At 37.9% G+C, this 26,999-nt stretch carries 24 protein-coding genes and 1 tRNA gene; 10 read left to right on the top strand and 15 right to left on the bottom strand.

All coding sequences use genetic code 11. The features are described from left to right. Positions 1-59 precede the first annotated feature (59 nt). The 3 genes from ABLB96_RS15540 to epmB are packed head-to-tail and all read right to left on the bottom strand — an operon-like array spanning position 60 to position 4,942. Complete coding sequence (locus ABLB96_RS15540; RefSeq protein WP_348895352.1) at positions 60-2,168, bottom strand: EAL domain-containing protein; 2,109 nt, start codon at positions 2,166-2,168, stop codon at positions 60-62. After that, positions 2,165-3,910, bottom strand: a complete 1,746-nt coding sequence (locus ABLB96_RS15535; protein WP_348895501.1) for a GTPase — start codon at positions 3,908-3,910, stop codon at positions 2,165-2,167. Before ABLB96_RS15535 ends, ABLB96_RS15540 begins: the two co-directional genes overlap by 4 nt. A 15-nt stretch (positions 3,911-3,925) precedes the next feature. Next, positions 3,926-4,942: an EF-P beta-lysylation protein EpmB gene (gene epmB / locus ABLB96_RS15530; protein WP_348895351.1), complete on the bottom strand. Its 1,017-nt coding sequence runs from the start codon at positions 4,940-4,942 to the stop codon at positions 3,926-3,928. A 73-nt stretch (positions 4,943-5,015) separates the two neighbouring features. Here epmB and efp point away from each other — a divergent pair, with 73 nt between their 5' ends. The 4 genes from efp to ABLB96_RS15510 all read left to right on the top strand — a co-directional run bounded on the left by efp (position 5,016) and on the right by ABLB96_RS15510 (position 8,396). Then, a complete protein-coding gene (efp, locus tag ABLB96_RS15525; RefSeq protein ID WP_002118666.1) occupies positions 5,016-5,585 on the top strand; it encodes an elongation factor P in 570 nt (189 codons plus the stop codon). Positions 5,586-5,749: 164 nt separating this feature from the next. Then, complete coding sequence (locus ABLB96_RS15520; protein ID WP_348895350.1) at positions 5,750-7,846, top strand: carbon starvation CstA family protein; 2,097 nt, start codon at positions 5,750-5,752, stop codon at positions 7,844-7,846. 2 nt (positions 7,847-7,848) lie between these two features. Further along, a complete protein-coding gene (locus ABLB96_RS15515) occupies positions 7,849-8,151 on the top strand; it encodes a YbdD/YjiX family protein (RefSeq protein ID WP_002052430.1) in 303 nt (100 codons plus the stop codon). Between the two features lie 168 nt (positions 8,152-8,319). Continuing rightward, positions 8,320-8,396, top strand: a tRNA-Val gene (locus ABLB96_RS15510). A 436-nt stretch (positions 8,397-8,832) separates the two neighbouring features. Here ABLB96_RS15510 and ABLB96_RS15505 read toward each other — a convergent pair. From ABLB96_RS15505 to ABLB96_RS15495, 3 genes are read right to left on the bottom strand one after another with little or no spacing between them, the layout of a single operon-like run. After that, positions 8,833-9,324, bottom strand: a complete 492-nt coding sequence (locus ABLB96_RS15505) for a hypothetical protein (RefSeq protein ID WP_348895349.1) — start codon at positions 9,322-9,324, stop codon at positions 8,833-8,835. Then, entirely contained in the window at positions 9,299-9,994 is a 696-nt protein-coding gene (locus ABLB96_RS15500) for a hypothetical protein (protein ID WP_348895348.1), read from the bottom strand. The genes ABLB96_RS15505 and ABLB96_RS15500 overlap by 26 nt, the downstream gene beginning before the upstream one ends. 2 nt (positions 9,995-9,996) lie before the next feature. Beyond that, positions 9,997-10,536 carry a PAAR domain-containing protein gene (locus ABLB96_RS15495; protein ID WP_348895347.1) on the bottom strand — a complete coding sequence of 180 codons (540 nt, stop codon included), beginning with the start codon at positions 10,534-10,536 and terminating at the stop codon, positions 9,997-9,999. A 734-nt stretch (positions 10,537-11,270) separates the two neighbouring features. Here ABLB96_RS15495 and ABLB96_RS15490 point away from each other — a divergent pair. Next, positions 11,271-11,825, top strand: coding sequence for a TetR/AcrR family transcriptional regulator (locus ABLB96_RS15490; RefSeq protein ID WP_348895500.1), 555 nt, complete (start codon positions 11,271-11,273; stop codon positions 11,823-11,825). A 67-nt stretch (positions 11,826-11,892) separates the two neighbouring features. Here the strand turns inward: ABLB96_RS15490 and ABLB96_RS15485 are convergent, their stop codons facing one another. Together ABLB96_RS15485 and ABLB96_RS15480 are read right to left on the bottom strand one after the other, a co-directional pair. Next, a complete protein-coding gene (locus ABLB96_RS15485; RefSeq protein WP_348895346.1) occupies positions 11,893-12,804 on the bottom strand; it encodes an ornithine cyclodeaminase family protein in 912 nt (303 codons plus the stop codon). A 113-nt stretch (positions 12,805-12,917) separates the two neighbouring features. Continuing rightward, positions 12,918-13,886: a threo-3-hydroxy-L-aspartate ammonia-lyase gene (locus ABLB96_RS15480; protein ID WP_348895345.1), complete on the bottom strand. Its 969-nt coding sequence runs from the start codon at positions 13,884-13,886 to the stop codon at positions 12,918-12,920. Positions 13,887-14,141: 255 nt separating this feature from the next. Between ABLB96_RS15480 and ABLB96_RS15475 the strand changes: the two genes are divergently transcribed. Continuing rightward, positions 14,142-14,765, top strand: a complete 624-nt coding sequence (locus ABLB96_RS15475; RefSeq protein WP_348895344.1) for a PAS domain-containing protein — start codon at positions 14,142-14,144, stop codon at positions 14,763-14,765. A gap of 493 nt (positions 14,766-15,258) precedes the next feature. On the opposite strand, the gene ABLB96_RS15470 is transcribed toward ABLB96_RS15475, so the two are convergent. Together ABLB96_RS15470 and ABLB96_RS15465 are read right to left on the bottom strand one after the other, a co-directional pair. After that, the gene (locus ABLB96_RS15470) at positions 15,259-15,945 is read right to left on the bottom strand and encodes a pirin family protein (protein WP_348895343.1); all 687 of its coding nucleotides are present in this window, start codon (positions 15,943-15,945) and stop codon (positions 15,259-15,261) included. Between the two features lie 186 nt (positions 15,946-16,131). Next, entirely contained in the window at positions 16,132-17,376 is a 1,245-nt protein-coding gene (locus ABLB96_RS15465; RefSeq protein ID WP_348895342.1) for a L,D-transpeptidase, read from the bottom strand. Between the two features lie 293 nt (positions 17,377-17,669). On the opposite strand from ABLB96_RS15465, the gene hemE reads away from it, so the two are divergent. From hemE to ABLB96_RS15445, 4 genes are all read left to right on the top strand, one after another. Continuing rightward, complete coding sequence (gene hemE, locus ABLB96_RS15460) at positions 17,670-18,743, top strand: uroporphyrinogen decarboxylase (RefSeq protein WP_348895341.1); 1,074 nt, start codon at positions 17,670-17,672, stop codon at positions 18,741-18,743. A gap of 6 nt (positions 18,744-18,749) precedes the next feature. Beyond that, positions 18,750-19,544: a DUF817 family protein gene (locus ABLB96_RS15455; RefSeq protein WP_348895340.1), complete on the top strand. Its 795-nt coding sequence runs from the start codon at positions 18,750-18,752 to the stop codon at positions 19,542-19,544. 144 nt (positions 19,545-19,688) lie between these two features. After that, a complete protein-coding gene (locus ABLB96_RS15450; RefSeq protein WP_309454314.1) occupies positions 19,689-20,159 on the top strand; it encodes a DUF3015 family protein in 471 nt (156 codons plus the stop codon). Between the two features lie 61 nt (positions 20,160-20,220). Beyond that, positions 20,221-22,113, top strand: coding sequence for a DUF4105 domain-containing protein (locus ABLB96_RS15445; RefSeq protein ID WP_348895339.1), 1,893 nt, complete (start codon positions 20,221-20,223; stop codon positions 22,111-22,113). A 66-nt stretch (positions 22,114-22,179) separates the two neighbouring features. Here ABLB96_RS15445 and blaADC read toward each other — a convergent pair whose 3' ends face one another. From blaADC to trpD, 5 genes are all read right to left on the bottom strand, one after another. Further along, positions 22,180-23,331 carry an ADC family extended-spectrum class C beta-lactamase gene (gene blaADC, locus ABLB96_RS15440; protein WP_348895338.1) on the bottom strand — a complete coding sequence of 384 codons (1,152 nt, stop codon included), beginning with the start codon at positions 23,329-23,331 and terminating at the stop codon, positions 22,180-22,182. 158 nt (positions 23,332-23,489) lie between these two features. After that, entirely contained in the window at positions 23,490-24,038 is a 549-nt protein-coding gene (folE, locus tag ABLB96_RS15435; protein ID WP_348895499.1) for a GTP cyclohydrolase I FolE, read from the bottom strand. 89 nt (positions 24,039-24,127) lie between these two features. Beyond that, entirely contained in the window at positions 24,128-24,817 is a 690-nt protein-coding gene (locus ABLB96_RS15430; RefSeq protein ID WP_348895336.1) for a Smr/MutS family protein, read from the bottom strand. Between the two features lie 9 nt (positions 24,818-24,826). After that, a complete protein-coding gene (gene trpC / locus ABLB96_RS15425; protein ID WP_348895335.1) occupies positions 24,827-25,633 on the bottom strand; it encodes an indole-3-glycerol phosphate synthase TrpC in 807 nt (268 codons plus the stop codon). 9 nt (positions 25,634-25,642) lie between these two features. Next, positions 25,643-26,692 (bottom strand): anthranilate phosphoribosyltransferase, encoded by a 1,050-nt coding sequence (trpD, locus tag ABLB96_RS15420; protein ID WP_348895498.1) that lies wholly within the window; start codon positions 26,690-26,692, stop codon positions 25,643-25,645. Positions 26,693-26,999 lie beyond the last annotated feature (307 nt).

Below are 26,999 nucleotides of genomic sequence, written 5' to 3'. Positions count from 1 at the left end.
TTCAGAACGAAATAAAAAACGGGCTTATGCCCGTTTTTTATTTTTAAAGAACAAGACCATTACTGGTCTTGTACATCGGTTAAACGATCAAGTTTTTTCTGAAAATAATCCCCTTGCAAGAAACGTGCTTCCACATTCCATGCATTTGCAAATAGGTTCATATCATTTAAGTGAGCCAATAAAATTCCAATCGGTTTTACAGTCAAATAGTTCAATACTTTCTCTTGTAAGTTATTCAATCCCTGATCTGAACTTAATAGCTCAGTTTTATTGGGTTGTAATTTTACAAGTTGAATATCAAGTTGCTGCAATATCGAATCACTATAAATAGACGAAGCGAAGTCTCTAATGGAAACTTCTGCGCCATGTTGACGTAACCGACCAATCATCTGTTGAGCAGTTGGAAGGTGATACTGAATGGCTTGTTCCGAAAACTGTAAAATCAGCGGGCTTTCAATTTTGCTACCAATGATAGTAAGCAGTTTTGAAATCAGTTCAGGGAATGACTTATCTTTGAGCAAAATATCAATATTGAGGTTAATAATGAGTTTCGCTTTAGGATATTGAGCAATAAAGTTATGTAGTTGCTTACATGCTTCTACCAATATCCAGCGGTCTAATTGAATAGAAAGTTCAGCATCTTCTTTTAAGTCAACTAAATCACTTAATTCATACCAACGCTCATCTGCAATAAAACCACTTGTCACCTCATAGTTATGAGTTTCTTGGTCTTGCTTGTCATAAATTTGCTGATATTTCAGATGGATCTCACCTTGAGCTAATTTTTGTCTTAACTGCTGTAGCAGAGAAGACTTCGAACTAGGTTCAAAATGTTCAATTGTTAAATCAAGCGCAATCTTTTCAATGCTCGGTGTAACTGTTGTTTCTACAATTGGGATTACTTCAAGTTGAGGTGTAGCTTGAGGTAAATTCTGCTTTTCAGCCTGATTTAGCAATGATGTAAAAGAGTCATCATTGAATGAATCGTTCAGAAAAGCATAACCGAGCTTTAGCTGTACCGAAAAATTTTGCTCATGAATTTCTAACAGGTGTTCCTTTTGCAAAGTTTGTAAACTCGTTAACTGTGAGTTTAAAACTGAACTATTTTCTGCCTGTAATAGACCGACATAAGTCCCCAAATCAACTTGAAAAATCGGCATTTGAGCATGGTCTTTTAAAAAACCATGGAGCTGATTGAAATATTGCCCCAACGTCTGCCAACTCTGTTGAAACAGTCGCTCTGGGCACTGTGCGAGTTTAAATAAAACTACTGCATTTGTTTGGGCAGGGTGAGTGCTTAAGTGTCGATTAATCTGTTGCCAAGCTGAGCTTAACCCCACATTTTTCTCGGACGGAGACGTGTTTGCCGGAGTGTTTAAATCAACATGATAATCAATGGTCAGTTGGACAGCGTCTTCTTCCTGACTTGGAATAAATTCTAGTTTTAAAGCATTATTACCAGAAATGGCCTGATGCTGACTTTGAATTTCGAAGCGTGCTTGATCAAATTGACCTAACGAAATTTTTTTAAAACGCTGTTTAAAAATATTTAAATCATTAGGTTGTAAGACATCCAAGATCGGTAAACCAATAATATCTTCTTCTTGCTGAAAGCCAAAAAGATTTAAATATTCTGTATTTGCCTTAATGTGAATGCCTTCTTGGAAAATAGCGACTGCTTTATGGCTGTTGTCGACTAGAGTCTGCGTATGAGTATGAATGGTATCAAGCTCTGCTAACAAACGTTGTTCCGTTTGTAAAAGACGGCTATACGACAAGGTTCGAATAAGCGTGATATAGAAATGATCTAGTGGCTCTAACCGAACTACATCATAAATACCTTTTTGGATATAACTTTGGTATTGCTGCGGTTGGTAATCATCTGGTTGTAAAAGTAAAATCGGAAGCTGTGGCTGTTCTGATGCTTGAACAAGGGAGAGAGTTTGTTCAATTTTCAAATCATATGCGCGACCAAAAACAATCACATCCCAAGATGTATTGAGCTGCTTTTCAAAACTTTTTAAATCATCAAGTAATAAGGCATTAACTTGATATTCATTCCCCGATAATAAATTTAAAATTTGGTTATAACGTAACTGGTTATCATCAATAATGAGTAAACGTATTTCAGTACGTTTTAACTTTTTAGATAGTAAAGAGTTTCTCACTTTAATGCTTCCCATAAATCTTGGCTATTCACGTTATTATTCTTTTTCAACATGAACTGATCGAGCAGATGTTGCTGCTGCTCATTCAAAAGCTCAAACTGAAATTGAATAAAACTCTGAGTAATGAGTTGTGCTTTGAGTAGATACACTTTGATTTCTTCTGTCCCCAATCGTAAATGAATTGTTTGTTGCTCTCTAAAAATTTGAGATCCCGGTAAAATAAGCGTGTTTTGTATTTCTTCTAAGTTTTGAGTTTGTAGTAATAGTGCAGGGTGGTAATTGCGAGTATGGCGCTCTGCCTGAATATGTACAGCGCAAGGGAACATCGCTTGTGAAAGAATTTCTAAACCGAGTTCCAGAGATTTTTCTGTCGATTGCTTAATCCAGCGAATAACACCACCACGCCACTGACCATGGAGTGTTTCCTTCACTAAAATATATTCGCCAGTTCTTAAGTTTTTGGGTGCCTCACCAGACCATTTTATACGGTAGCCATTTACACTGATATCAAGCACAGTGGTTTGATAAATGGTTTTGGTTTCGCGGCTTAGGCGTTGGTATGAGGAGGTTTGTTGCTCTTTTTTCTCTAAGTTTGATAAAACTTTTGATTCACTTTGTAGATTATAGTTATTGTTGAGTTGTAGTGTTTCTTCAAAGTTTTTTGCTTTAGATAAATAAAAATGAGCGGTACTTAACCCGAAACAGATTTGCAGTGCAGCATTATATTCATAACGTTCATGACGGCGCTGTGCTGTCGTTCCTAAAATGGTTTGAACGTGAAATTTTAATGCTGGGCTTAGATAAATCTTTTCATTTTTAGACATGTACTGAGCATTTTTGTGCATGGTGGCAGTAACATGTTCAAGCAAAGCTTGGGTGCTAATAAATATGCTTGGATTGAAATTCGAACTTTGTTTTTTGTTATAGACGGGTGGGTGATCTTTAGTTGGATCGACCACATACTTGGTTAAGGCCGAGTCTTTAGGCAAGATCTGAATCATACGTGCCCAGTCAAAACTACATTGAAACAAGGCTTGAATTTCTGATTGACGAATCTGATTGGTGTTAAAAATATCTAATAAAATAAGCTGGGCATAAGCTTGTGTAATATTCGCTAATGGGTGCTGTACACCTTGAATATGATTAATATTGGTTAAATGATATTTGTGCTGAACCGCTGTTTCATAGAGTTGGTGCGCAATTAACCATTGGCCTTTTACAGGTTCGCTGTAAAGCATGTGTTGCTGGTATAAAAGGTTGGTCAGTTGCTGCAATGCATGGAATGTCGCCAAAATACGGGCAGTTTGTAAGTTTTTCTTTTGCTTAAAAGAAAACAAAGAAAACTTTTGCTTTTGTAGCTGCTCGTGGCTTGTCTTTGCGATATTTAAATAAATGCTGGCAAAATAACAGCGCAAAAGCATTGCCAGCTCAATGATGTGCTCATTACGATCTGTACTAATCACGCCTTGGTTAAAAAAGTTTTTTTCTAAACTTGCCAAAACATTATTAATAGTTGGGTGAAGTGTCTGAATTAAGTCGAAGCGTAAGGTTTCGCTGCAATTTAATTCGTTTAACTCCAAAATTGCGGTAAATAGCGCTTTTGAGGTATCACCCAATTGCATAATAGAAAGGGTAGTGACCCATTCATTAAGATCTTTAATGTTGGCTTCACAAAAGCTTAACCGTTCACGAGAAAGTGCGGTTTGATTGTGAAAAATGTCCGAAAGCGCATTATTCATCATCACTTATTATATAACTCAAAAAGTTGTAGCCCCAAAAAGCGGTGTTTTATTCTTTTCGCCCGCAATTTCCCTGACGAGTTTAGGAACCAGATATCCAGGTAGGCTCGCTAACACGTCTTGATATATCGCATCTATTTCAGATGGTATTAAATCAAAATGCTGTGCGCCTTTTACTTTATCTAATACGTGTAAGTAATAAGGCATAACGCGAGCTTCAAATAGACGATAACTTAAGTCAGTTAAAGTTTGAGCAGAATCATTGACACCTTTTAACAATACAGCCTGATTCAGTACAGTAATGTGGTGTGAAGATAACTCCATTAACTTTGAACAAGTAAAGTCATCGAGTTCAGAAGCATGGTTTGAGTGTACCACCAGAATAATACGCAGCCTACTGTTTTTTAATAAAGAAATCAGCTCTTCGTCGATTCGGTTTGGAATGACAATTGGAACTCGTGAATGAATTCTCAAAATCTTTACTTGTTTGAGAGATGATAAACGTTCTAACCAAAGTGCCAATTTTCGGTTAGAAAGTGTTAGCGGATCACCACCACTTAAAATGACTTCATTAATGTCAGGATTGGCTTCAATATAGTTTTTAATATTTATCCAATCGTCATTTTTAGGCAAATTTTCCTGATAGGGAAAGTGACGGCGGAAACAGTAACGGCAGTGTACGGCGCAAGCACCTGTCAAAGTCAGTAAAAAACGTGATTTATATTTATGTAAAACACCCGGTAATTGGTTCGCTGCTTCTTCACCCAAAGGGTCTGTGACAAACTCGGGATGTTCCTCAAGCTCTAAATGATGAGGCAATACTTGTAGCAAAAGCGGGTCAAGTGGGTTTTTAGCGTTCATTTTTCCGACGAACGCACGAGGCACACGTAATTTAAACTTTTCAGAAGCTAGAATCGCACCCGATAATAGTTGATCTGAGGATAACTCGAGTAGGCTGAGCAGTTCAGAAGGATCAGTAATAAGGTCACTGAGTTGTGATTGCCAGTTTTGCTCTTGGTATAAATAGTTTATCATTTGACACGATTAAGATAATGCAACAACGCATTATATCGCATAGTTGACTTGTTAAGTTTGGAGTGTGCCTTTCATGGCCTATTATTCTACAAATGATTTCAAAGCTGGCCTTAAGGTTATGCTTGATGGTAACCCATGTTCTATCATGGAAAACGAATATGTAAAACCAGGTAAAGGTCAAGCGTTCAACCGTGTAAAATTACGTAACCTTAAAACCGGTAAAGTATTAGAAAAAACTTTCAAATCAGGTGACTCTTTAGAAGCAGCTGACATCGTTGAAGTTGAAATGGAATACCTATACAACGATGGTGAAATGTGGAATTTCATGGATCCTGTATCTTTTGAGCAAATCGCTGCAGACAAAATTGCAATGGGCGATGCTGCTAAATGGTTAAAAGACGATTCAAATGAAAAATGTACAATTATGTTGTTCAACGGCGTACCTTTAACAGTAAGCCCACCGAACTTCGTTGTATTGAAAATCGTTGAAACTGATCCGGGCGTACGTGGTGATACATCTGGCGGTGGCGGTAAACCAGCTAAGCTTGAAACAGGTGCGGTTGTTCGTGTTCCGTTATTTGTTCAGCAAGAAGAAAGCGTTCGTGTAGATACTCGTACTGGCGATTATTTAGAGCGTGCATAATAGTTAAAAAATACACTATTATCGAAGGGATGATGTAAATCATCCCTTTTTTTATGCGAAAGTATAAGAGGAAAAAAGAAAAAGGAGGAGTAGAGTCACAGGGATTAAGAGAAACAGTACATAACAATATAAAAATGCTGTAGTTATTTATTGAGAGGTTAAGAATGGACACAATGCAAGCGAAATCTACGCTTCCCTCCAAGCTGGTCTGGAGCCTAGTTGCAATTATAGGTGCAATTTCTTTTGGGATGCTGGCACTCAGTCGTGGTGAACATGTTAACGCGGTTTGGCTTGTACTTGCTGCAGCATGTGTATATAGCATCGCATATCGATTTTATAGTCTATTTATTGCAACTAAAGTATTTGAATTAAACCCAAGACGTTTAACCCCAGCACATCGTTTAGCCGATGGTCTGGATTACGTACCCACCAATAAATACGTACTTTTCGGTCACCACTTTGCTGCAATTGCAGGAGCAGGGCCGTTAGTCGGGCCAATTTTGGCTGCACAAATGGGCTTTTTACCGGGCACGATCTGGTTATTGGTCGGTGTAGTACTCGCGGGTGCGGTACAAGATTTTTTAGTTTTATTTATCTCAACACGCCGTGACGGTCGCTCACTGGGTGAGATGGCAAAGCAAGAACTTGGTTCTTTTGCTGGTGTTGTCGTTATGCTAGGCGCACTTGGGGTAATGATTATTATCCTTGCGGTACTGGCGTTAGTGGTTGTTAAAGCACTTGCACATAGTCCATGGGGTGTTTTTAGTATTGCAGCAACCATTCCAATTGCATTGTTCATGGGCGTGTACATGCGCTTTATTCGTCCGGGACGTATTGCAGAAGTTTCAATTATTGGCTTTGTTTTAATGATGCTGGCTATTGTCTATGGTGGACATGTTGCAGCAGACCCTTACTGGGGTGAGTTCTTCACTTTAACTGGTACACAACTTACTTGGTGCCTCATCGTTTATGGTTTTATCGCATCGGTATTGCCAGTGTGGCTGCTATTAGCACCGCGTGATTATTTATCTACTTTCTTAAAAATCGGGGTTATTCTTGGTTTAGCAGTGGGTATTATCATTGCATTACCTGAATTGAAAATGCCTGCTGTAACCCATTTCATTGATGGTACAGGTCCGGTTTTCTCAGGTAGCTTATTCCCATTCCTGTTTATTACCATTGCCTGTGGTGCCATTTCTGGTTTCCATGCGCTTGTATCGAGTGGTACGACACCAAAACTTATCGATAACGAAGCTGACATGCGCATGATTGGCTACGGCGGTATGCTCATGGAGTCTTTCGTCGGTATTATGGCGATGATCTGTGCAACTGTCTTAGACCCGGGTGTGTATTTTGCAATTAATGCCCCAGCAGCAGTGCTTGGAACAACCGTAGAAACTGCGGCAGAAGCTGTACGCAATTTAGGCTTTGTCGTTACCCCAGAAATGTTGACCGTGTTGGCTCAAGAGGTTGGTGAAAGCTCGATTCTTTCGCGTACAGGTGGTGCACCTACCTTCGCTATTGGTATGGCTCATATCATTTCTGAAATTTTTAACAGCCGCGCAATGATGGCGTTCTGGTATCACTTTGCCATTTTATTTGAAGCATTATTCATTTTAACTGCTGTTGATGCTGGTACTCGTGCTTGTCGCTTTATGGTGCAAGACACAGTCGGTATTGTTATTCCAGCGGTTAAAACTTCTAGTTCATTTATTGGTAATTTGGTCGGTACAGCCGTTGCCGTAGGTGGGTGGGGCTTCTTCGTCTATCAAGGTGTGATTGACCCATTAGGCGGTGTTAACTCATTATGGCCTCTGTTTGGTGTAGGTAACCAAATGCTGGCTTCAATGGCATTGATTTTAGGTACTGTCATTTTGTTTAAAATGAAAAAAGAAAAGTATGTTTGGGTGACCATTTTCCCAACAATTTTCTTGTTCATTACATGTATGACAGCAGGGTGGCAAAAGATTTTCCACGAAAATCCAAAAATTGGTTTCTTGGCGCAAGCGCATAAGTTCTCTGATGCAATTGCTCGTGGTGAAGTGCTAAAACCTGCTAAAAGTATTGCCGAAATGCAAACCATCGTGATGTCGAATCAGATTAATGCTGCACTTTGTGGCTTCTTTATGATTGTATCGATTGTCATGATTATTGCCTCAATTGGTATTGTTCGCCGTGCTTTAGCGAGTCGCACACCGACTGTAAATGAAGCACCTGCGGTATATGCCGATCCTGAAGTGGTTACCACTCGAGGAGAGTAAAGATGAATTTTAAATTTGCAAAAAATGGAACTGTCATTATTGCGAAAATCATCAAAATGACAGTGCTCTCACAAAAAGAGCTATTACTTTCTCCAAAAAACTGGTCGCGTATAGCAACCTTATGGCAACGTTTACAGCAGAGCTTTCGACTCATGGTCGGCGTGCCAGACTATCAAACGTATTTGGAGCATATGAAAGCTCATCATCCAGATTTAACCCCTATGGATGCGAAGACGTTCTATCGACATTGTGTTGATGTGCGCTATCCATCGGCAGGTGGTACTTTGAAGAAATGCCCTTGTTAAGTTGAGCTTGATATTTGGCTAAAATAAAACGGTATGTGGTTGAACCATGTACCGTTTTATTTTTTGGGAAATGAAAAATAGTTTGCTCAAAGTCTGCGCATTTGTATTTTTTTCAATGGCAAATCACTTGTTTTGCTTTTGAAAAATGAATATGATGCTTTCCATTCTAGGTGTATAGCTCAGTTGGTTAGAGCGCTACGTTGACATCGTAGAGGTCTCCAGTTCGAGTCTGGATATACCTACCAAGATTTATAAAGGGTTTACATTGTTTTAATAACATGTAAGCCCTTTTTTTATGCCTGTTTTTGTATTAAACCGATTAAAATTAAAAGCGAAGATTGAAGCGGGGTAGTGGGTGAGATGGCGACCTGCCCCCATTGAGATTAAGTTGTAAAAATGATCACGACAAGAAGCAGGTCATTAAGCTATTTATAAAATGGCTTTGGTAGGTTAGCCCACCTAAGCATTTAAGCAAATAGAGCTAACTCATGAGCTGAATATAGCATTCAAGCTTTATTTATACATATATTATTTGGGGCTTAATTTGAAAGATTTGATTTTTTATGAGCAATCAATTTTCAGTACATATAACGCATATGTTTAGCAGCCAAATAAACATTTTCATAGATAGATGGAACGGAAATAGAAAAAAGCCCTAAATTATTAGGGCTTTTTTATTACTCACTTTCGACAATCATCTTCACCGAGTTCATCTTTAGTATATCCCTCATTTAGTTTTTTTAACCATGTTGATTGCTTGGCATCCACCCAAGCATAAACTTTCTGATAATCAACTTGAGACTGAGGGGATAAGTCTTTTTTGTAATGCTGAAGAAACTTAGTTGTCCAACAAAGTTTATTTAGTTGAGCCAAGGAAAGGCTTTCTTCAATTACAAAGTTATTTCCAATTTCTTTTTCAAGCTCGCTTAAAACACCTGCTTTCTTTAAAGTGGTATACAGCAAAGCATTTGTAACTTTATTCTTTTCGGATGCTATAGCATTTTTATAGACTGGTTGATCCATAATCAGCATATTTACTGCGCCACGGGTTGAATTAATAACATCTTCTCTATAATTTTTAACTTGTGTATTGGTACATCCACAACTAGTTAGAGCAAACATAGAAATTAAGATTAGTTTTAAGGGGCTAGTAGAGCCCTTTTTCACGAACATTAACAGGGTCTCCTAGATACTCTCTATTTTGTTTCATAATTTGAATCATTTTAGGGTTAAAGTCTTGATTAAAGACCTTTTTAAACATTTCACGATTAATAAATAGTGGTCCATCATTCATTCTTAACTGTGCCAAATCTGTACTAGCCTTGGCAGCATTTAACTTTGCAAAAGTATCTTTCAAGTCTTCAATTTTTGAATAAATTTCTTTGCCTTGATCAAACTTACTAAGATTTCTTAGTTCAAGCAATTCATCAACAGCAAACGTACTCAAAAAGCGTACTTTAAAGGCTGTTTGTTGAAATTCTCCAACAATTCGCGCACCTTCTTTCATCGCATGTTTGAGTACATAATTATGAAACGTTATATACATTCTTGTATGAAATGCAGGGTCAGCCATATTGCTTTCAGGAAGTTTATTGACATCCCATTCCATACCAAACCGAACTGCCATTAATAATTCAATGGTGTTTTCAACTTCCGCCCAATGCTGAATGTTCATCATAAAATTATAAGGTCGAACCATTGTGTAATTGCGAACTTTAATATGATCGTTGCAAAGTGGTTCAGTAATTTCACAAACTTTTTGCTCGGTTGGGTAAGCATCCCAAGCGGGCGAGGTATCAGGTATATTACGACTATAAGGGTTTCTTAAATTTTTATCTGACATTATTAATTCCACTCAGCCATAGGTTTGGATAAATCAAAAGTTGTTAAATCAATTTGTTTAGCCTCAGTACCTGTTTTAATTAATTTTGTATAACCACTTTTGTCAGTAAATCCTTCAATTTCAGTTCCGTCAGGACTCTTTAATTTAAAGTATTGTTGTGCAAGTGGTTTGCCTGTCTCTTGATCTTTAAGTTGGAACTTAAGTCCGTGTTCATCAGTTTGAGGTGCAAAGCTATCTTGTGCTTGATTTGTACGGGAACTTTGGGCAGAACCACCACCATTATCCTGAACAACTAAACTTTGTTGCGGAAGTAGCTTACAGCCACAGGACAAAGAGTCACCCACACGCGCCGCCATTTTGCCAAAAATATTCATGCACGGATCGCCCGATACAATGGTGGCTACAACTTTATGAGTAGGGCATGTAGCTGTGTCACCTGTGCAAGCTACGGCTTTTCCATCAATTAGAAATAAGCTGTTCCCTGAAATGACTTTGCCGCCACCCGTGGTAGGGCAACCTATGGTTATATAGGGTGTAGCCAAATTATTATTCCTTGTTATTCTCATGAATTGGGCAAATAATAACAAAGAAAAATATACAGATCTGTCTATTTTCTAGAAAAAAGTCTGTGATCTCTAAAATAGCCCCACCTTTATAAACCCCACTTAAACAATCACTTAGTCATTATTTATTCTTTCTTTTTAATGATCTAATTTAAAACAAATGTCATTTTGTGTGCTTGACTGCAACAGGGTTGGGCACTATTCTTTGCGTGCTGGCCACATTGCCAGCCGGCTTTGACAGGCTGAATAATAACTCCCGCATCAGAGCCTTTCCTTCTGAGGATTAGTTTTGTGTGGTGTGCCACTCGTCTCTTTCCCGTAGCGGTAGGACGGGAGAGGGACACCCTCGGGTGTGCTAGTTTGAGTTATTACTAGTCTGTCAACCTTCTTCCGTTCTGCCACCATAATTCTTAATTAATGCTCTGGCAGAACTCCCAATAAAAAGGAGTTGGCTTTGCACATCCATTATTTCTTGGCAGTCCTTGCCAAAAGCTATAACGACACAACTTAAAAATTTAAAACAGCTTGAACGCCCTAGGGTTTTCAGGCTTTAAGTCATTACGGCTCAAAAAACTTGCATCAACAATAAAACTTGAGATGTGCCAAGCACAGTCTTTATGGGCTTTGCTGTGCCTTTTTTTCTTCCAGAAAGGGCACAGGCTTTTTTTATCTCATTTATATACAACAAAAATTTATTTTATAACGGTAAAACTATGCCAAATTTAACTCTCCCAACACGTGCTTTTGAAGTTGTAAAAAGAGGGATTCATCTGTTTCACCACGGTGGATTTCACATGGTTGGTGTCGACAAAATTGTGAAAGAAACCGAAGTCACAAAAATGACCTTTTATAACTATTTTCATTCTAAAGAACGCTTTATTGAAATTTGTCTAATAGTGCAAAAAGAGCGCCTCCAAGACCAAGTGGTTGCTATGGTCGAATACGACCATGACACAAGCACAATCGATAAACTCAAAAAGCTTTATTTTTTACATACCGATTTAGAAGGGCCATATTACTTATTATTTAGGGCTATTTTTGAGACTAAAAATACCTATTCAAAGGCTTATAAAACTGCAGTGAGGTACAGAACATGGCTCACCAATGAAATTTATAGCCAGATTCGACTACTCAAAAACGATGTTTCCTTTACCGATGCCAGACTCTTTTTAAATATGATTGAGAGCGCCATTATTCAGCTTTTAGGTTCGGATGCGGCAGATGAAAGTGAGACGGTGCTTAAGTATTTTTTGCGAAGGTTGGTTTAACGCAAATGGAAAATATCTCTTTTAAATTTAACTGCATCAACCTGAACGATGCAGTTAAATGTAAAGATTAAGAAATTTCTAAAATTTTTTGAGCGATATATAAATCTTGTATAGATAAACCTGAACTATCATAAATTGTGATTTGTTCTGGTGACTGCCTACCTTGAGCATTTGCTAAAAGCACATCACCTATATTGATTAAGGTTGCAGTCTCAGGCGCATGTTGAAATTCACCAATGAGTTTAGACTGGACATTAAGGTCGCAAAATAAACCACTATGTGAAAATAGCTCTGGCGGAAGCTCTTGTTTGCCTTGTTTATCTGAACCCATAGATGAAATATGAGTGCCAGCTTTGACCCATTCTGCTTGAAAAAGAGGAGTATGTGATGAGGTCGCAGTCACAATAACATCAGCCAGCTCACAAGCTTCTTTTGCACTCGTCATATTAAGCTGAATACCTAAGGGTTTGAGGTCTTCTGCCATTTGTTCAGCTTTACTTTGGTCGCGTCCGACTATCAAAATCTGATCGAAATTTCTAATTCTTGCTAAAGCCTCACATTCATATTTGGCTTGATTTCCTGTACCAAATATCGCTAAAACTTTTGAATCCTTTCTGGCTAGTACATTGGTCGCAACAGCATTAGAAGCCGCTGTACGGAATGCGTTGACTTTGCCTGCTTCGATGGCTGCTGCCATTTTTCCGTTGGTTTGATTAAATAAGAAAATGAGCGCGTTATGGCGAGGCAAACCATTTTTAGGGTTATCTTCCCAAAAAGAACCGATTTTAAGACCAGCTAAGTCCTCGGTCGCCGATGACTTAACACTAAAGGTATTTTTACTATTGGATCCTTGACCATGAACCACAGGAAAACTTTTCGTGTCTGGTTGAGTTGCAGCAATTAAAGCTTGGTAAATGGCATCATAAGCCAGTTCATGATTGATGAGAGCAGAAGATTCAGACTCAGAAATAAATCTCATCACCATCTCCAAAAGTTTATTTAAATTATGACGTGAACAAGTCGAGAGACGAGTAGCATGTAATGCCTATCTATGACGTATTAACTGAACTCATAGATAGACACTAACTTTTATTAAGCAGATAAAAATTCAACATATTTAGAAATATCGACGTTGCCACCACTAATAATGATGCCTATACGTTTGCCTTTTAACTCATGTTTTAAATTGCGGGCAGCAGCAAGCCCGAGACATCCTGTTGGCTCAACCACCATTTTCATTCTTTCAGCAAAAAACTTCATACAGCTAATGAGTTCTTCATCTTCTACTGTCAAAATGTCATCTACATTCTTTTGAATAATAGGGAATGTTAAATTGCCTAAATATTGAGTTTGAGCACCATCTGCAATGGTTTGGGGCGTATCAATATGAATAATTTCTCCTTTTCTAAAAGACATTTGTCCATCATTTCCTAAAGCTGGTTCAACACCATATATTTTACAGTTCGGAGAAAGCTTGCGAGCAGACAATGAAGAACCTGCCAATAAACCACCACCACCTAAACCTATAAATAGGTAATCTAATTCACCAACTTCTTCAAATAACTCTTTTGCAGCCGTTCCTTGACCTGCAATTACATGCGGATGGTCATAAGATGGAATGAGTGTCAGACCATTTTTTTCGGCAATTTCTTTTCCGATTTGTTCCCGACTTTCTGTATAACGATCAAATTCAACAATATTGCCGCCGTATTCTCGTGTCGCTGCCATTTTTGCAGCAGGTGCATCTTTAGGCATGATGATGGTTGCAGGAATACCAAGAATTTTTGATGACAGTGCAATTGCTTGTGCATGATTTCCCGAAGAGAAAGCGACCACACCCGCTTTTTTTTGAGCCTCACTGAATTGCAAAAGTGCATTCATTGCACCACGAAACTTGAAAGCACCAACACGCTGAAAATTCTCACATTTAAAGAATACTTCTGCTCCAAATTCATGATTCACAGTACGTGAAGTTAAAACAGGGGTTTTATTTGCAAAACCTTTTATACGTTCAGCAGCGGCTGCAACATCTTCATAAGTGGGAAGGGTTAAATTTTTCATAATTAAACCTAATTCTATTCAATGTTTTGGATGCAAGATTTCGTATTGTTCAAGTAATGCACAATATATTGACCTTGTTTAGATAAAATATATATATTTAGATAAAATGTCTAATTTTATTTTCTAATTTAATAACAATGAGATATAAGATTTTGATTTACATTAAGTTTAAAATTAGATAAAAAGTCTAAATTGCTGTTTACATACTTTACGCTAGGGTTTGAAATAGTCGGTAAGTCATTTGGAGGAAATACATTGGGAAATCGTGATAAACACTTACTCACCCAGCTCGATACAATCGCAAAAGGGTTGAGTGAAACGCTATCTCCATTTTGTGAAGTTGTAGTCCATGACTTAACAAATCCTGAGCATGCCATACTTTCAATACACAATAACTTATCTGGTCGAAAAGTAGGAGATCCAGCAACCGAGTTAGGACTGGCCAGAATCATGTCTCCAGAATTTCCAAACCTCATTTCAAATTATGCAAACCAGTTTGCTGATGGCCGCCCCGCAAAAAGCACTTCTATAGGTATTAAAGATGAAGAAGGGCAATATGTAGCCGCATTATGTATGAATATTGATTTAACACTCTTTAGAGGCATGCAAAGCGCTTTAGAGCATTTTACTAAAATTGAAACTGATAACATTATTGAAAACTTAGAACCCAATGGGGCAGAGGCAATTCGTAAATATATTGATCAATTTGCCTCAAAACATGCCACCACACCGCGTATGTTAAAACTCAATGAGAGAAAAGAGCTAATACACGAATTGAAAAATAACGGGTTATTAGACATTAAAAAGGCTGTCGAGATCGTGGCCCAACATTTGGGTATATCAAGAGCAAGTGCCTATTTATATGTAAAGGAAACTTAAAACGATTTTTAATAATTTATAAAATGAGAGTGGTTTTATTTAGCTATGTTGAGAGTGGTAGTGTGTAACCTTCGAGTTATTTGGAAAGGTTACTCATCCAGTTTTTTGTTTTAAAAGTTTTATCTTCTTTATAAAAAATAACTTGTTTATTAGATGTGGCTCATTTAAATAAAGAAGTAGGTGATACAGCAATCATCTATATAGCTTAATTTAGGAGGTCATTATTTGAAGGTATTTATTATTGTATTTATTACCATTTTTTCCAGTGTTGGATTATTTCTGTTGATTGCAGCTCTTCACTATCGAAAGAATTATTCATCATCTGGTGAGCATGATTATTCATCTTCATCAAACCATCACCTTAATGACAGTAGCCATCACCATAGCTCTAGTTATTCAAATGATTGTTCATCATCTTCGGACTCGGGCAGCTGCGATAGCGGCGGTGGCAGTGACTAAAAAGCCCTTTCATTTAAAAGGGCTTTTTAGTAGTTTAAGGTAAATCAAACCATATGAATTGACTATCTTCAACTGCATGAATTACGGCTTTATCTTCAAAGACCAAAGCATCACCAGCTTTAACTTCTTGATCACCAATAGTGATTACACCTGAAATTACATGAACGTAATTTACACGTTTTGATGTATCTACAGGCAGTTCAAGACCTTTTTCTAGTACAGCTGATTTTACTTCTGCATTTTGACGAATATTCATAGGTGCATTCGCATCAGGACCTGCAATCAAATGCCATTCGTTTGGTTGTTTGCGTGGATCTAAATTAATTTGCTGATAATTTGGCTCGGCTTCTTTTTCGTCCGGAATAATCCAGATTTGTAATAGATGAACGGGCGTATCAGTGTTGTTAATTTCACTATGAGCAACGCCTGTACCAGCACTCATGAGTTGCCATTCACCGGCTTTAATCTGGCCTTCATTTCCCATTGTGTCACGGTGTGAAATTGCACCATCAAGCACACAGGTCAAAATTTCCATATTGTCATGCGAGTGAGTGCCGAAACCGTTATGGGCATCAATTCTGTCGTCATTAATCACACGTAATGCACTAACGCCCATATATTTAGGGTTATACCAGTTACCAAATGAAAAGCTATGATAAGACTCTAACCAACCTGCTTTAACATGACCACGATCTTCACTACGATGTAAAAAAGCGTTCATGACTCAATCTCCTCAAATTATTATTTATCTCTTGAAGACTATGTTAAACCCGTAGGGAAGCGCTAAAAATAGAGTAGATGCAACATATTGTTGCGTTTTTAATATGATCGGGAGATCTAGAAATATTCGTTTTAAATTTTGGATATAAAAAAAGCCCGCATAAAGCAGGCTTTCTTTTTTAAAGGATTATTCTAAGAATTTTACAGTCACGCCTGCACGTACTTTATTACCTAAATCGTTCGCATCCCAGTTGGTTAAACGGATACAACCGTGTGATGCAGTTTTAGAAATTAAAGACGGGTTTGGTGTACCGTGAATACCGAATGATTTTTTACTTAAACCAATCCAGATATTACCTACAGGAGCATTAGGACCCGGTGGTAAAGAAAGTGGTTTTAAGTTTTTACCTTGTACGAAGTTCGAAGGTGAGTAGCTGTACCAAGGGTTACGCGCAACACCAACTACCTTATAAGTACCGGTCGGAGATGGCGTATCAGTACTGCCAATTGTTGCAGGAAAGGAGCCCACCATTTGATTACGGCTGTTAAACAGATACAACTGCTTAGCACCTTTATGCGCAATAATTAAATGAATGTCTTCTGGTAAGTCATTGCGCACGTTTGGCACAATAACTTTCTCACCAACTTTTTTGAAGGTTGCTTTCGGGTTTAATTTCTTTAAGAAACCTTCATCAATATGGAACTTTTCACCCAACATTTCAGTTACACGCGTGTAGTACAAACCTTTCATTTTGGCCTGTAATGCATAGTCAGAAGGGATAGACTCAGCATAAGGACCTTTTAGGTCTGCATCAGTAATGGTGTATTCAATAAATGCAGGTTTTGTTTGTTTTGCAACAAGCGCATCCCATGTTTCTTTCGTTAAATCACCTGTAGGTGATAAACCATTCATTTGCTGGAATGATGCAATTGCTTTAAGCGTGTTTTTACCACTCATACCATCGATCGCACCCGGTGAAGCATGTGCATTGTTCAACATAACGTGAGCACGTGCGTAAACAGGAAGCTGACCTTTACCGATATTTTCATACCACTCAGCATTGTTTAAGCCATCTAATGTCCATGAAACAGCTGGAGCATTAGTAGAAGTCTTCGATGCTGTTGTTGTTTTAGCTGGCGCTGATGGTTCTGAAGCAGCAATGCCTGAGTTGGCATTTGGGTCTTCAGCTTTTTGTAAATTTTGTAATGTACTAGATGCTCGATTTAAATCATTTTGTTCTTGAGCAGTAATCTGTGTCTGAGCTTGGGCTTTTGCAGTTGAAGCAGCATCTACAGCTAGTGGATCAATCGGATCTTCTACAGGAGCAGATACTTTTTTAGGAGTAATTGGTTGCTCAGTTGTTGACGCAGCCAAAGCAACATTAGCAATAATACAACTTAAACTCATAGCGAGTAATGAGCGAACAAACATGTAATTCAACCTTAAGAATTTTCATATAAGCAATAGGGTAATAACACTCATCCTCAAGTTTATAAAATCACCAATAAACGCATTTAATATTGGCTAATTTAATAATTAAAGGAAGATCATCAAACCCAATGTAACATGTTGCAAGTATTGCAGAAAACCGAGCTTCTTGCAGTAGACTTTTGTGTAAATATGCATTTTTTAGTAGATTGACAAGTTTTTTGTATGAAATTGAAATGATAAAAACATTCACGTTTTGATATGATGCTGCCACATGAAAAAGATAGAGATCGGCAATGACGACACTTAAAAATGATCGTTTCTTACGTGCTTTATTACGTGAGCCTGTAGACACCACCCCAATATGGATGATGCGCCAAGCAGGACGTTATTTGCCTGAATATCGGGAAACACGCTCAAAAGCAGGCGACTTTCTATCTTTATGCAAAAATACAGAGTTTGCTTGTGAAGTCACTTTACAGCCTTTGCGTCGCTACGATTTAGACGCAGCAATTTTATTTTCAGATATTCTAACAATTCCGGATGCATTAGGTTTAGGCCTTTATTTTGAAACAGGCGAAGGCCCTAAGTTTCATAAAACGATCCGTACCGAACAAGATGTAGCGAATTTACCAAAGTTAAATGCTAAAGCTGATCTTGATTATGTCATGAATGCAGTAAGCACAATTCGCTCTGCTTTAGGTGGTCAAGTTCCACTGATTGGTTTTTCGGGGAGTCCTTGGACACTGGCGACTTATATGATCGAAGGTGGTTCAAGTAAAGAGTTTCGTTTTACTAAACAAATGATGTATGCGCAGCCAGAAGTATTGCATGCGTTGCTTGACCATTTAGCAGATTCAGTCATTGACTATCTAAATGCACAAATTGATGCAGGCGCTCAAGCCATTCAAATTTTTGATAGTTGGGGCGGGGCTTTAGCACACCGTGAATATATAGACTTTTCACTTAACTATATGAAGAAGATTATTGCGGGTCTTCAACGTGAAAAAGACGGTCGCCGTATCCCAATCATTGTATTCACTAAAGGTGGTGGTCAGTGGTTAGAACCAATGATTACAACCGGTGCTGATGCATTAGGCCTAGACTGGACCACACCATTAAATACAGCTCGTACTACTGTAGCAGGCCGTGTTGCCCTACAAGGGAACCTTGATCCAGCAGTTTTATATGGTTCAGCGGCTACGATTGAAAAAGCAGTCAAAGCAATGCTGGATGATGCTTACGCAAATGCTGAAAAGACTGGCTATGTTGCAAACTTGGGTCATGGCATTACCCAATGGGTAGATCCCGCACAGCCAAAAATCTTTGTAGATACAGTACATGAGTATAGTGCAAAGTATTTAGGATAATTTTTTGTGCAACATCTAGTTTTAGCTCTTCAATTTATTGGCAAGGCTGTTTCGGCAGCCTTGTTTGGTATTTTGCTTTTAATTGCTTTTGCTCTAACAGCGCCGATGGGAAGCCATGAATATATGGGTTTTTATCGTTATGATTATTTACTCGTCTATGCGCTAATTATTCAGATTTGCTTGTTGTATTTAAAGCTTGAGTCATGGCAAGAAGCCAAGGTCATTGCTTTATTTCATATCATGGCAATGGTCATGGAAATCTTTTTAACACATCCCGGCATTGCTTCATGGCAATATCCACAACCTGCTGTTTTTAAAATCATTACTGTGCCTTTATTTGCAGGTTTTATGTACTCGGCTGTCGGTAGTTTTTTTGCCCGTTCAATCCGTTTATTTCAGGTTTCTTTTGAAAAACTACCAAGTTTTGGAAGCATGCTTTTTCTCGCATTTTTCTCATATATTAATTTTATGAGTAAATTTTTTATTCCTGATATTCGCTATGTTTTATTTGCTTTTAGTGCTTATATTTTCTGGAAAACTACACTTTATTTTCAAATAAACGAACGTAAATTTAAAACCCCGATGCTACCAGTGTTGTTGACACTCGCTTTTGTGATTTGGGTTGCTGAAAATATTAGTACATTTTATAAAATCTGGGTTTATCCAAGTCAGATTAATGCTTGGCACATGGTGGGGTGGGGTAAACTTGGTTCGTGGTATTTATTATTACTACTAAGTTTAGTATTAGTTCTTAAAATATTAGGTCATCGAGATAATCAAGGTAATTGGAATTTAAGGTAAAATTTCTTTTTTCACTTTTTATCATATTATTTATTTTTTAATTGCTAATTGACCTTCTTCTCGTTATCTTTAATGGGTGTAATAAGAATTACACATAACAATACATAAGAAACGCTCAATAATGATTTTTGGAGATATACATCTATGTTAAAAAAATTAGCTTTAGCTGCTTTATTAGCAGCTGGTTCAAGTGTTGCTATGGCTGATAGTGATGTAGGTTGTGGTGTGGGTACGCAAGTATGGGCTGGCCAAAAAGGAGTGGTGCCTAAAATTCTTGCTGCAACAACAAATGGTATTTTTACTAACCAATTATTAGGTATTACTTTTGGTACTTTAGGTTGCCGTCAAGGTGGAACAGTAACAGCTCAAGTTGTTACATTCACAAATGAAAATGCAGAATCTTTAGCGCGTGATATGGCTGTAGGCCAAGGTGAAAGCCTGAACGTTCTTGCTGAGTTAATGCAAATTAAACCACAAGACAAAGATCGTTTCTTCAAAATTTCAAAAGCAAACTTTGGTGAAATCTATTCAGCAAACAACCAAAACACACTTCAAGTATTAGCATCATTACAAAATGTAATGGCTAAAGATGAAGTTTTAAAAGCTTACGTATAAGTTTGAACTTGAAAACCCTGTCATCTGGCAGGGTTTTTCTTATATCTAATGATTAAAATTGATGAGCTTAATGAAGTCAGTTGTTTTAGTTTTTGCCTCTTTGGCAGTTAATATTGCGTATTCAGCAGAAATAAATCCATCTATTCAAAACTATTGGTCAGTTGCAGAACAAAAGAAATTAGACCAAGACATTACATGGCAACGGCTCATGTATGCCAATAAAAACCATAACAGTGAAGTGAGTTATTCCGGTTATTTTGTGGCAGCAAACGGAAAAAATAATTTAAAAGAAGAATTAAAAGCTGACATTGCTGAGTTATTTACATCTGCTCCAGATAATCAGTCCTTTCGTTGTAAATTTCCGGCACGTAGCCAGTGGCTAATACAACAGTTAGGTATTCAGCCAAATGAATTACCCACCGTAAGTTGTTCAGAATTTGAAAAGTGGATTGGCCAAATTAAGCCTTACAAAGCGACCTTAATTTACGCGACAGATTTTATGGGCAATCCAAGTTCGATGTTTGGGCATACCTTATTGCGCCTAGACCCTAAAGACCAAAAACAGTTAAATCTGGTTTCTTACGCCGTAAACTATGCGGCTACTGTAGCAGGTAACGACAATTGGTCGTATGCGTGGAAAGGTTTAACAGGGCAGTATCCGGGTGAATACTCACTCATGCCTTACTACCGTAAGGTAAAAGAATATGGTGATTTTGAAAGCCGTGATTTATGGGAGTATGAGTTAAATCTAAACCCAGAAGAAACGCGGTTTTTAGTGTCTCATATTTGGGAAATGCAGCATGTGAGCTTTCCTTATTACTTTGTGAGTGATAACTGTGCATACCGGTTATTGGGATTAGTTGATTTAGTTAAACCTGAGTCCCATTTGCAGGAAAAGTTTAATTACGCTTCTATTCCAATGGAAACCATTAAAGCGATGCATCAACAAGGGCTAACCAAAGCGCCTGTGTATCGACCTGCTTTAGAAACTCAACTATTGGCCCAAGCTCATCAGCATGGCGCGTCTTTGGCAAAAGTTGCTCATAAAGTAGCAATGATGCCAACTAAGCAGTCTGCCGAAATACTTAAGTCATATAGTCAGGCAGATCAGGCCAAAATTCTTGAGATGGCTTATGATGATTTATATCTGCAATTTATTAGTCGTAAAGTTGAAGAAAGCGTTGCTCAACCACAGTTACGTCAGCTTTTGGCTTTACGAAGCCAAATTGATTTAGACAAACAGCGTCAAGAACCGAAACGCCCATTGACCGAGCCAACACAAGGTCATAATGCACGTAATCTTTTGCTAAAACTGGGTGAAGTGCAAGGTGATCAGTTTGTCGAGATTGGGCATAGACAGGCTTATCACGACTTGATTGATCCTCAAGGTGGTTATCGTGCTGGTACGCAATTGCTTTTCTTAAATGGTAGTGCGCAGTGGCGTAATGACCATTTAAAACTTGAGCACCTTGATGTTCTAGAAGTGAATTCTTATAACCCGATCCAACCATTTAAGGCCCCTCTGACTTGGGGATTTAACTTGGGTTGGCGTCAAGAAGCAGTTCATGACGGCGTTTATAGTGATGAAAAACAGCATGGTGTTGCAAGTTTTAATACCCAAGTCGGATATAGTGTTGCTGACTATGACCGCAAACATGTGTGCTATGGACAAGTTCAGGCTTATGTTCAAGCGGGTTCAAATTTAGATAAAGGCTGGCGTATTGGCATGGGACCAACGGTAGGTTGTATGAACCAGTGGTTTGAAAAATTTAATTCATTGATACAAGTTGAGCTGCCGTATTGGGAAGATCAAAACCAATGGAACTTAAGGTTAAATACACAGTGGCAGTATGTCATTAATAGCAATAATGCCATTCGTCTAAATTGGGATTATGAAAAACAAAATCATCTGGACTGGATGAAATCAAGCTTGGGATATGTCTGGTTCTTTTAAATAGTATATTTATAAAAAAGAGAGAAATAGATCAGGTCTATTTCTCTCTTTTGTTTTAAGAAAAAATTATTTTTTTATTGCATTCAACACAGCATAAGCAGCTTTAATGCGTTCTTCGTTTGGAATGCGTTTATTGGTTAACATGACTAAGCCAATATTTTCTTTAGGAATAAAGACCACATAAGTGCCAAAACCGTTGGTTGAACCTGTCTTATGGTACATCTTAATGGAAGGTTCTTTTGAAATGGCAGTCACTTTATTCGGTTTCATCACAATTTGGTCAGAATTACTATCTAATAAAACTTGTAATGTTGCTGGATATGCAAACTCTTCCCAACCAAGTGCCTGATACATCGTGCCTACTTGATAGAAACCTTTATGAGTTTCATTAATGGCACTTTGAATATCAGTTGGATATTTCTGTGGGTTGAGGTTGGCATGAATAAAATTAAGCATATCTGGTAGTGTTGATTTAACGCCATATGCTGGAGCATCTAGTGGGCCAGGGGTAACTCGAATCGGCTGATTTTGTTGGTTATAGCCAAATGCATAGTTTTGCATTTGAGTTTTAGGAACGTTGACATAGCTATGTTTTAAGCTAAGAACTGGAAAAATTGTTTTTTCTAAAACCTGACTAAAAGGCTGATTCATCGATAAGCCTACAATTTTTCCAAATAAACCAATACTTGGGTTTGAATATTGTCTATATTCACCAACTGGATTTTTAGGCTTCCAATCTTTAAAAAAAGTTAAAACTTGTTGGTCTGTTTGTACTTCATCTGGAAATTGCAAGGCAAGGTTACCACTGGTATAGGTGGCAAGTTGAAGTAAGTTGACTTGATCAATCGGTGTATTTTTTAGCTCTTTCCAGTATTTACTTGGGGTATCTTCAAAAGAGATTTTGCCTTTATTTTTGGCATAAGCACCTGCGGTTGCAGTAAATAATTTACTGACGGAACCTAGCTCAAAAATGGTATTACTATTTACAGCTTTTTTATCTTGAATAGATTGCAAGCCATAATACGTTTCATATTTTTTATTATTTTGAATAACACCAACCGCCATACCGGGCACATTATATTTTTCTAATAATGGTTTAAAGTTTTGATCTACCAGTTGTTTAATTTCTTGGTCTTTAGAAATATTGCCTGCATAAATTGAGGTATTAAAAATAAAAAGAGAAGGTAAAAGTAAGCAAGAAATTTTTTTAAGTCGCATAGCTAACTCATAAATTATTTAAAAAGAAAGATGTGTACTTTTATAACAAAAATCATCTAATTTAATTGTTATCTTTTATAGAGTTGGATTTGAGCTTAATAAAATTAACCTATAAAAAAAGCCCAACATTGTCGGGCTTTTTTACATTCATAACCAGATTAGTAGCTTTCTGGTACAGCACTTAAAAATTCACGGCGTGCTTCTTTATCGGTTTTAAAATCTCCGACAAATGACACTGTACGAGTGGTCGATTCCTGTTTACCTACACCACGCATCATCATACACATATGTGCTGAATCGATGACTACAGCAACACCGCGAGCACCTGTCACTTCAGCGACAGCTTCAGCGATTTGCTGGGTTAGGTTTTCTTGAATTTGCAAACGGCGAGCAAACATCTCGGTAATACGTGCAAATTTAGATAAGCCAAGAACTTTGCCTTCTGGTAAATAGGCAACATGAACACGGCCATAGAACGGGAGAAGATGGTGTTCGCAGAGCGAATAAAATTCAATATTCTTCACCAATACCATTTCATGGTTATCTGATGGGAAAACAGCTTTATTGGTGACTTCTTCTAAAGTTTTACTATAGCCAGAAGTTAAATATGAAAAAGCTTTAGCCGCACGCATAGGCGTATCTTTAAGGCCGGGACGATCAAGATCTTCCCCGACGGCAGTCAGAATATTTGCGTACGATTGCTGCATAGACATAAGAATGTTCACTTACACTGGTTGAACAAAACGGCATTCTATCAGAAAACTATAAAAAGTCTGAATTCTGTAGAAAAAGCCGATTATTGTTTGAACTTGGGATTTTTTTCTGCTCGTTTAAGCAGAACGAGAACGGCGCCGGTGCCACCCTGATTTTCAGGTGCACTCACAAATGCCAAAACATCACGATGTTGACGTAGCCATCCGTTTACATAGGTTTTTAAAACAGCTTCAGGGCCTTTACCATGAACAATTTTGATGACATTTTGATTTTCATCTTTTGCCATCTGAATAATTTGTAAAACAGCTTCACGCGCTTGTTCAATCGTACAGCCATGTAAATCCACTGCTTCAAACCAGCGCATTTTACCAGCTTTTAAGTCTTCAAAAACTTTATGTTGAAGGGTCGCTATGCGATAGCTTAAAGCTGCTTGGCTTGCGACCGGATTTAATGCAGCTTGGGTATCGGACAACTCGGCATGTTCGGTATCTCGTCCACCTTCGGCTGCTGCACGTTTTGCTAGTGTTTGTGCATCGACTTTTCTAGCACGAGGTGTTTTTACATCCGCAACATTACTATTGTTGATGCGTTTAACACCTGCAACCGCCTGTTGAAACAGGTGTGTATCTTCCAATTCTTCAGACTCAGCCTGAGATTTTTTAGTCTCAGGCTGATTTGCGATTTTGCTTGAATGAGGATTGGAGATTTGCTTTTTAAATTGCTTCAATAACTTTTGTTGCTCTTTAGAAAGCGATGAATCTTTATTACTCATATATCTTCATTAAACCGTTTGAGGTTGTCCAAAAAGGGCGGTAAAAGCTTGGTCTGGGCGTGGTTGTTTCATAAAACTCTCGCCAACCAAGAAGCTGTGAATATCATGCTCTTGCATCATATGTACATCAGTTGGTGTTGCAATACCGCTTTCAGTGATTAATAAACGTGAGGATGGAAGTAACTTTTTCAAACGGATTGATGTATTTAAATCCACATCAAACGTTTTTAAATTACGGTTATTCACACCTAATAAACATTGCTCAGATAGTTTTAAAGCACGTTCCAGTTCTTCTTCGTCATGAACTTCAACTAATACATCAAGTTGATGTTCAAACGCAGTTTTAGACATTTCTTCGAGTTGCTGGTCAGACAAACAAGCAACAATCAATAAAATACAGTCAGCATGTAAAGCACGAGCTTCGACTACATTGTATGGATCGACAAGAAAGTCTTTACGTAAAGCAGGCAGGGTACAATGATTACGAGCAATCGCAATATTTTCGTCTGCACCCTGAAAAAAATCAACATCAGTTAAAACAGATAAACATGCAGCGCCAGCTTGTTCATATTGCTCGGCAATTTCGGCAGGATTAAAGTCTGCGCGAATAATGCCTTTAGATGGAGACGCTTTTTTAATTTCAGCAATCACACCCGGACGCTTATGTTTTAAAGCATTGGCAAAGCCTCGAACTGGAGTTGCAGCTTTTGCGAGTTGTTCAACGTCTTGCAAATTACGTTGTTTTAAACGCGCAGCAAGTTCCTCATGTTTACGGTCAACAATTTTACCTAAAATGGTATTTTGAATATTAATCATGAGAAATCCTTAATCTGCCTGACATTGTTTTAATGTTTTAGTAAATTCAGCCAAAACACTCATTTTCTCAAGTGCTTGCCCACCATAAATAATATCTTGCGCGAATGAAACAGCTTGAGCATAAGTTTTGGTAATACCAGCTACATAAATACCTGCGCCAGCATTAAGCGCAATCATATTTGCAGCTTTTTCACCAATATCAGTTTTATTTTTGCTTAAAGCATCTTTAATGAGCTTTAAACTTGCTGATGCATCGGCAACTACCAAACCATTTAATGTTTGTGACTCAATTCCGACATCTTCAGGATTAAGTGTCCATTCAGTAACTTCCCCATCTTTCAATTCTGCCACAGCAGTAGGAGCAGCGAGGCTAATTTCATCAAGACCATCTCTTGAGTGAACAACCATCACGTGTTCAGCACCAAGTTGTTTCATCACTTCAGCAATTGGACGACATAATTCATCTGAAAATACGCCTATTACGAAACGTTTTACGCCAGCTGGATTGGTCAGTGGGCCGAGTAAATTAAAAATACTACGAATACCAAGCTCACGACGTGGGCCAGCAGCGTATTTCATCGCTTTATGATGGTTTGGTGCAAACAAGAAACCCACACCCATTTCACGGATACAGCGTTCGGTTTGTTGCATATCTAAATCAAGGTGAATACCTGCTTGCTCAAGTAGGTCAGATGAACCTGATTTACTTGAAACGCCGCGGTTACCATGTTTTGCAATGGTTGCGCCTGCTGCTGCAATTACAAAGCTAGACGCTGTAGACACATTAAATAAATTTTGCCCATCGCCGCCAGTACCCACAATATCAACTAAATGCTTGATATCACTCACATCGATCTTAATCGCAAATTCACGCATGACTCGTGCAGCCGCCGTCATTTCGTCAATACTTTCACCTTTCATGCGTAGGCCCATCATTAAAGCACCAATTTGTGCTTCGGTTGCCTCACCTTGCATGATGCTGCGCATAATTTCTTCCATTTGAGGCTGAGTCAAATGAATGTTCTTGGTAATGTGGTTGAGCGCCTGTTGGATATTCATAGTCATGATTTACAGCATTAATGATTAAAATTTTTAGGTGAAGTTGATCAAGAGTGGGAGGTTCGGCCTATTGCGTTCCATGTTTCACTAGCTACGGGGAGCTATGTTAGCAGAAAATAACCAAAGATTTTTGTTGTTCGATAAGAGATTTAAAAATTTTGCTTAGTGAAGATTTTGAATCTATTCATAAACAAAATTTATTTATTGAAAAAGGTTTTAGTTTGTTGTGAGTTTTTATGATAAATAATTAACCATTTGGTATATCTTAAACATACATATATCTAGAAAAAATGTGTATAAATCAACC

The organism is Acinetobacter sp. XH1741, from assembly GCF_041021895.1.
In the GTDB taxonomy this organism is placed as follows: Bacteria; Pseudomonadota; Gammaproteobacteria; order Pseudomonadales; family Moraxellaceae; genus Acinetobacter.
This window is presented reverse-complemented; position numbering and strand designations above follow the sequence as displayed.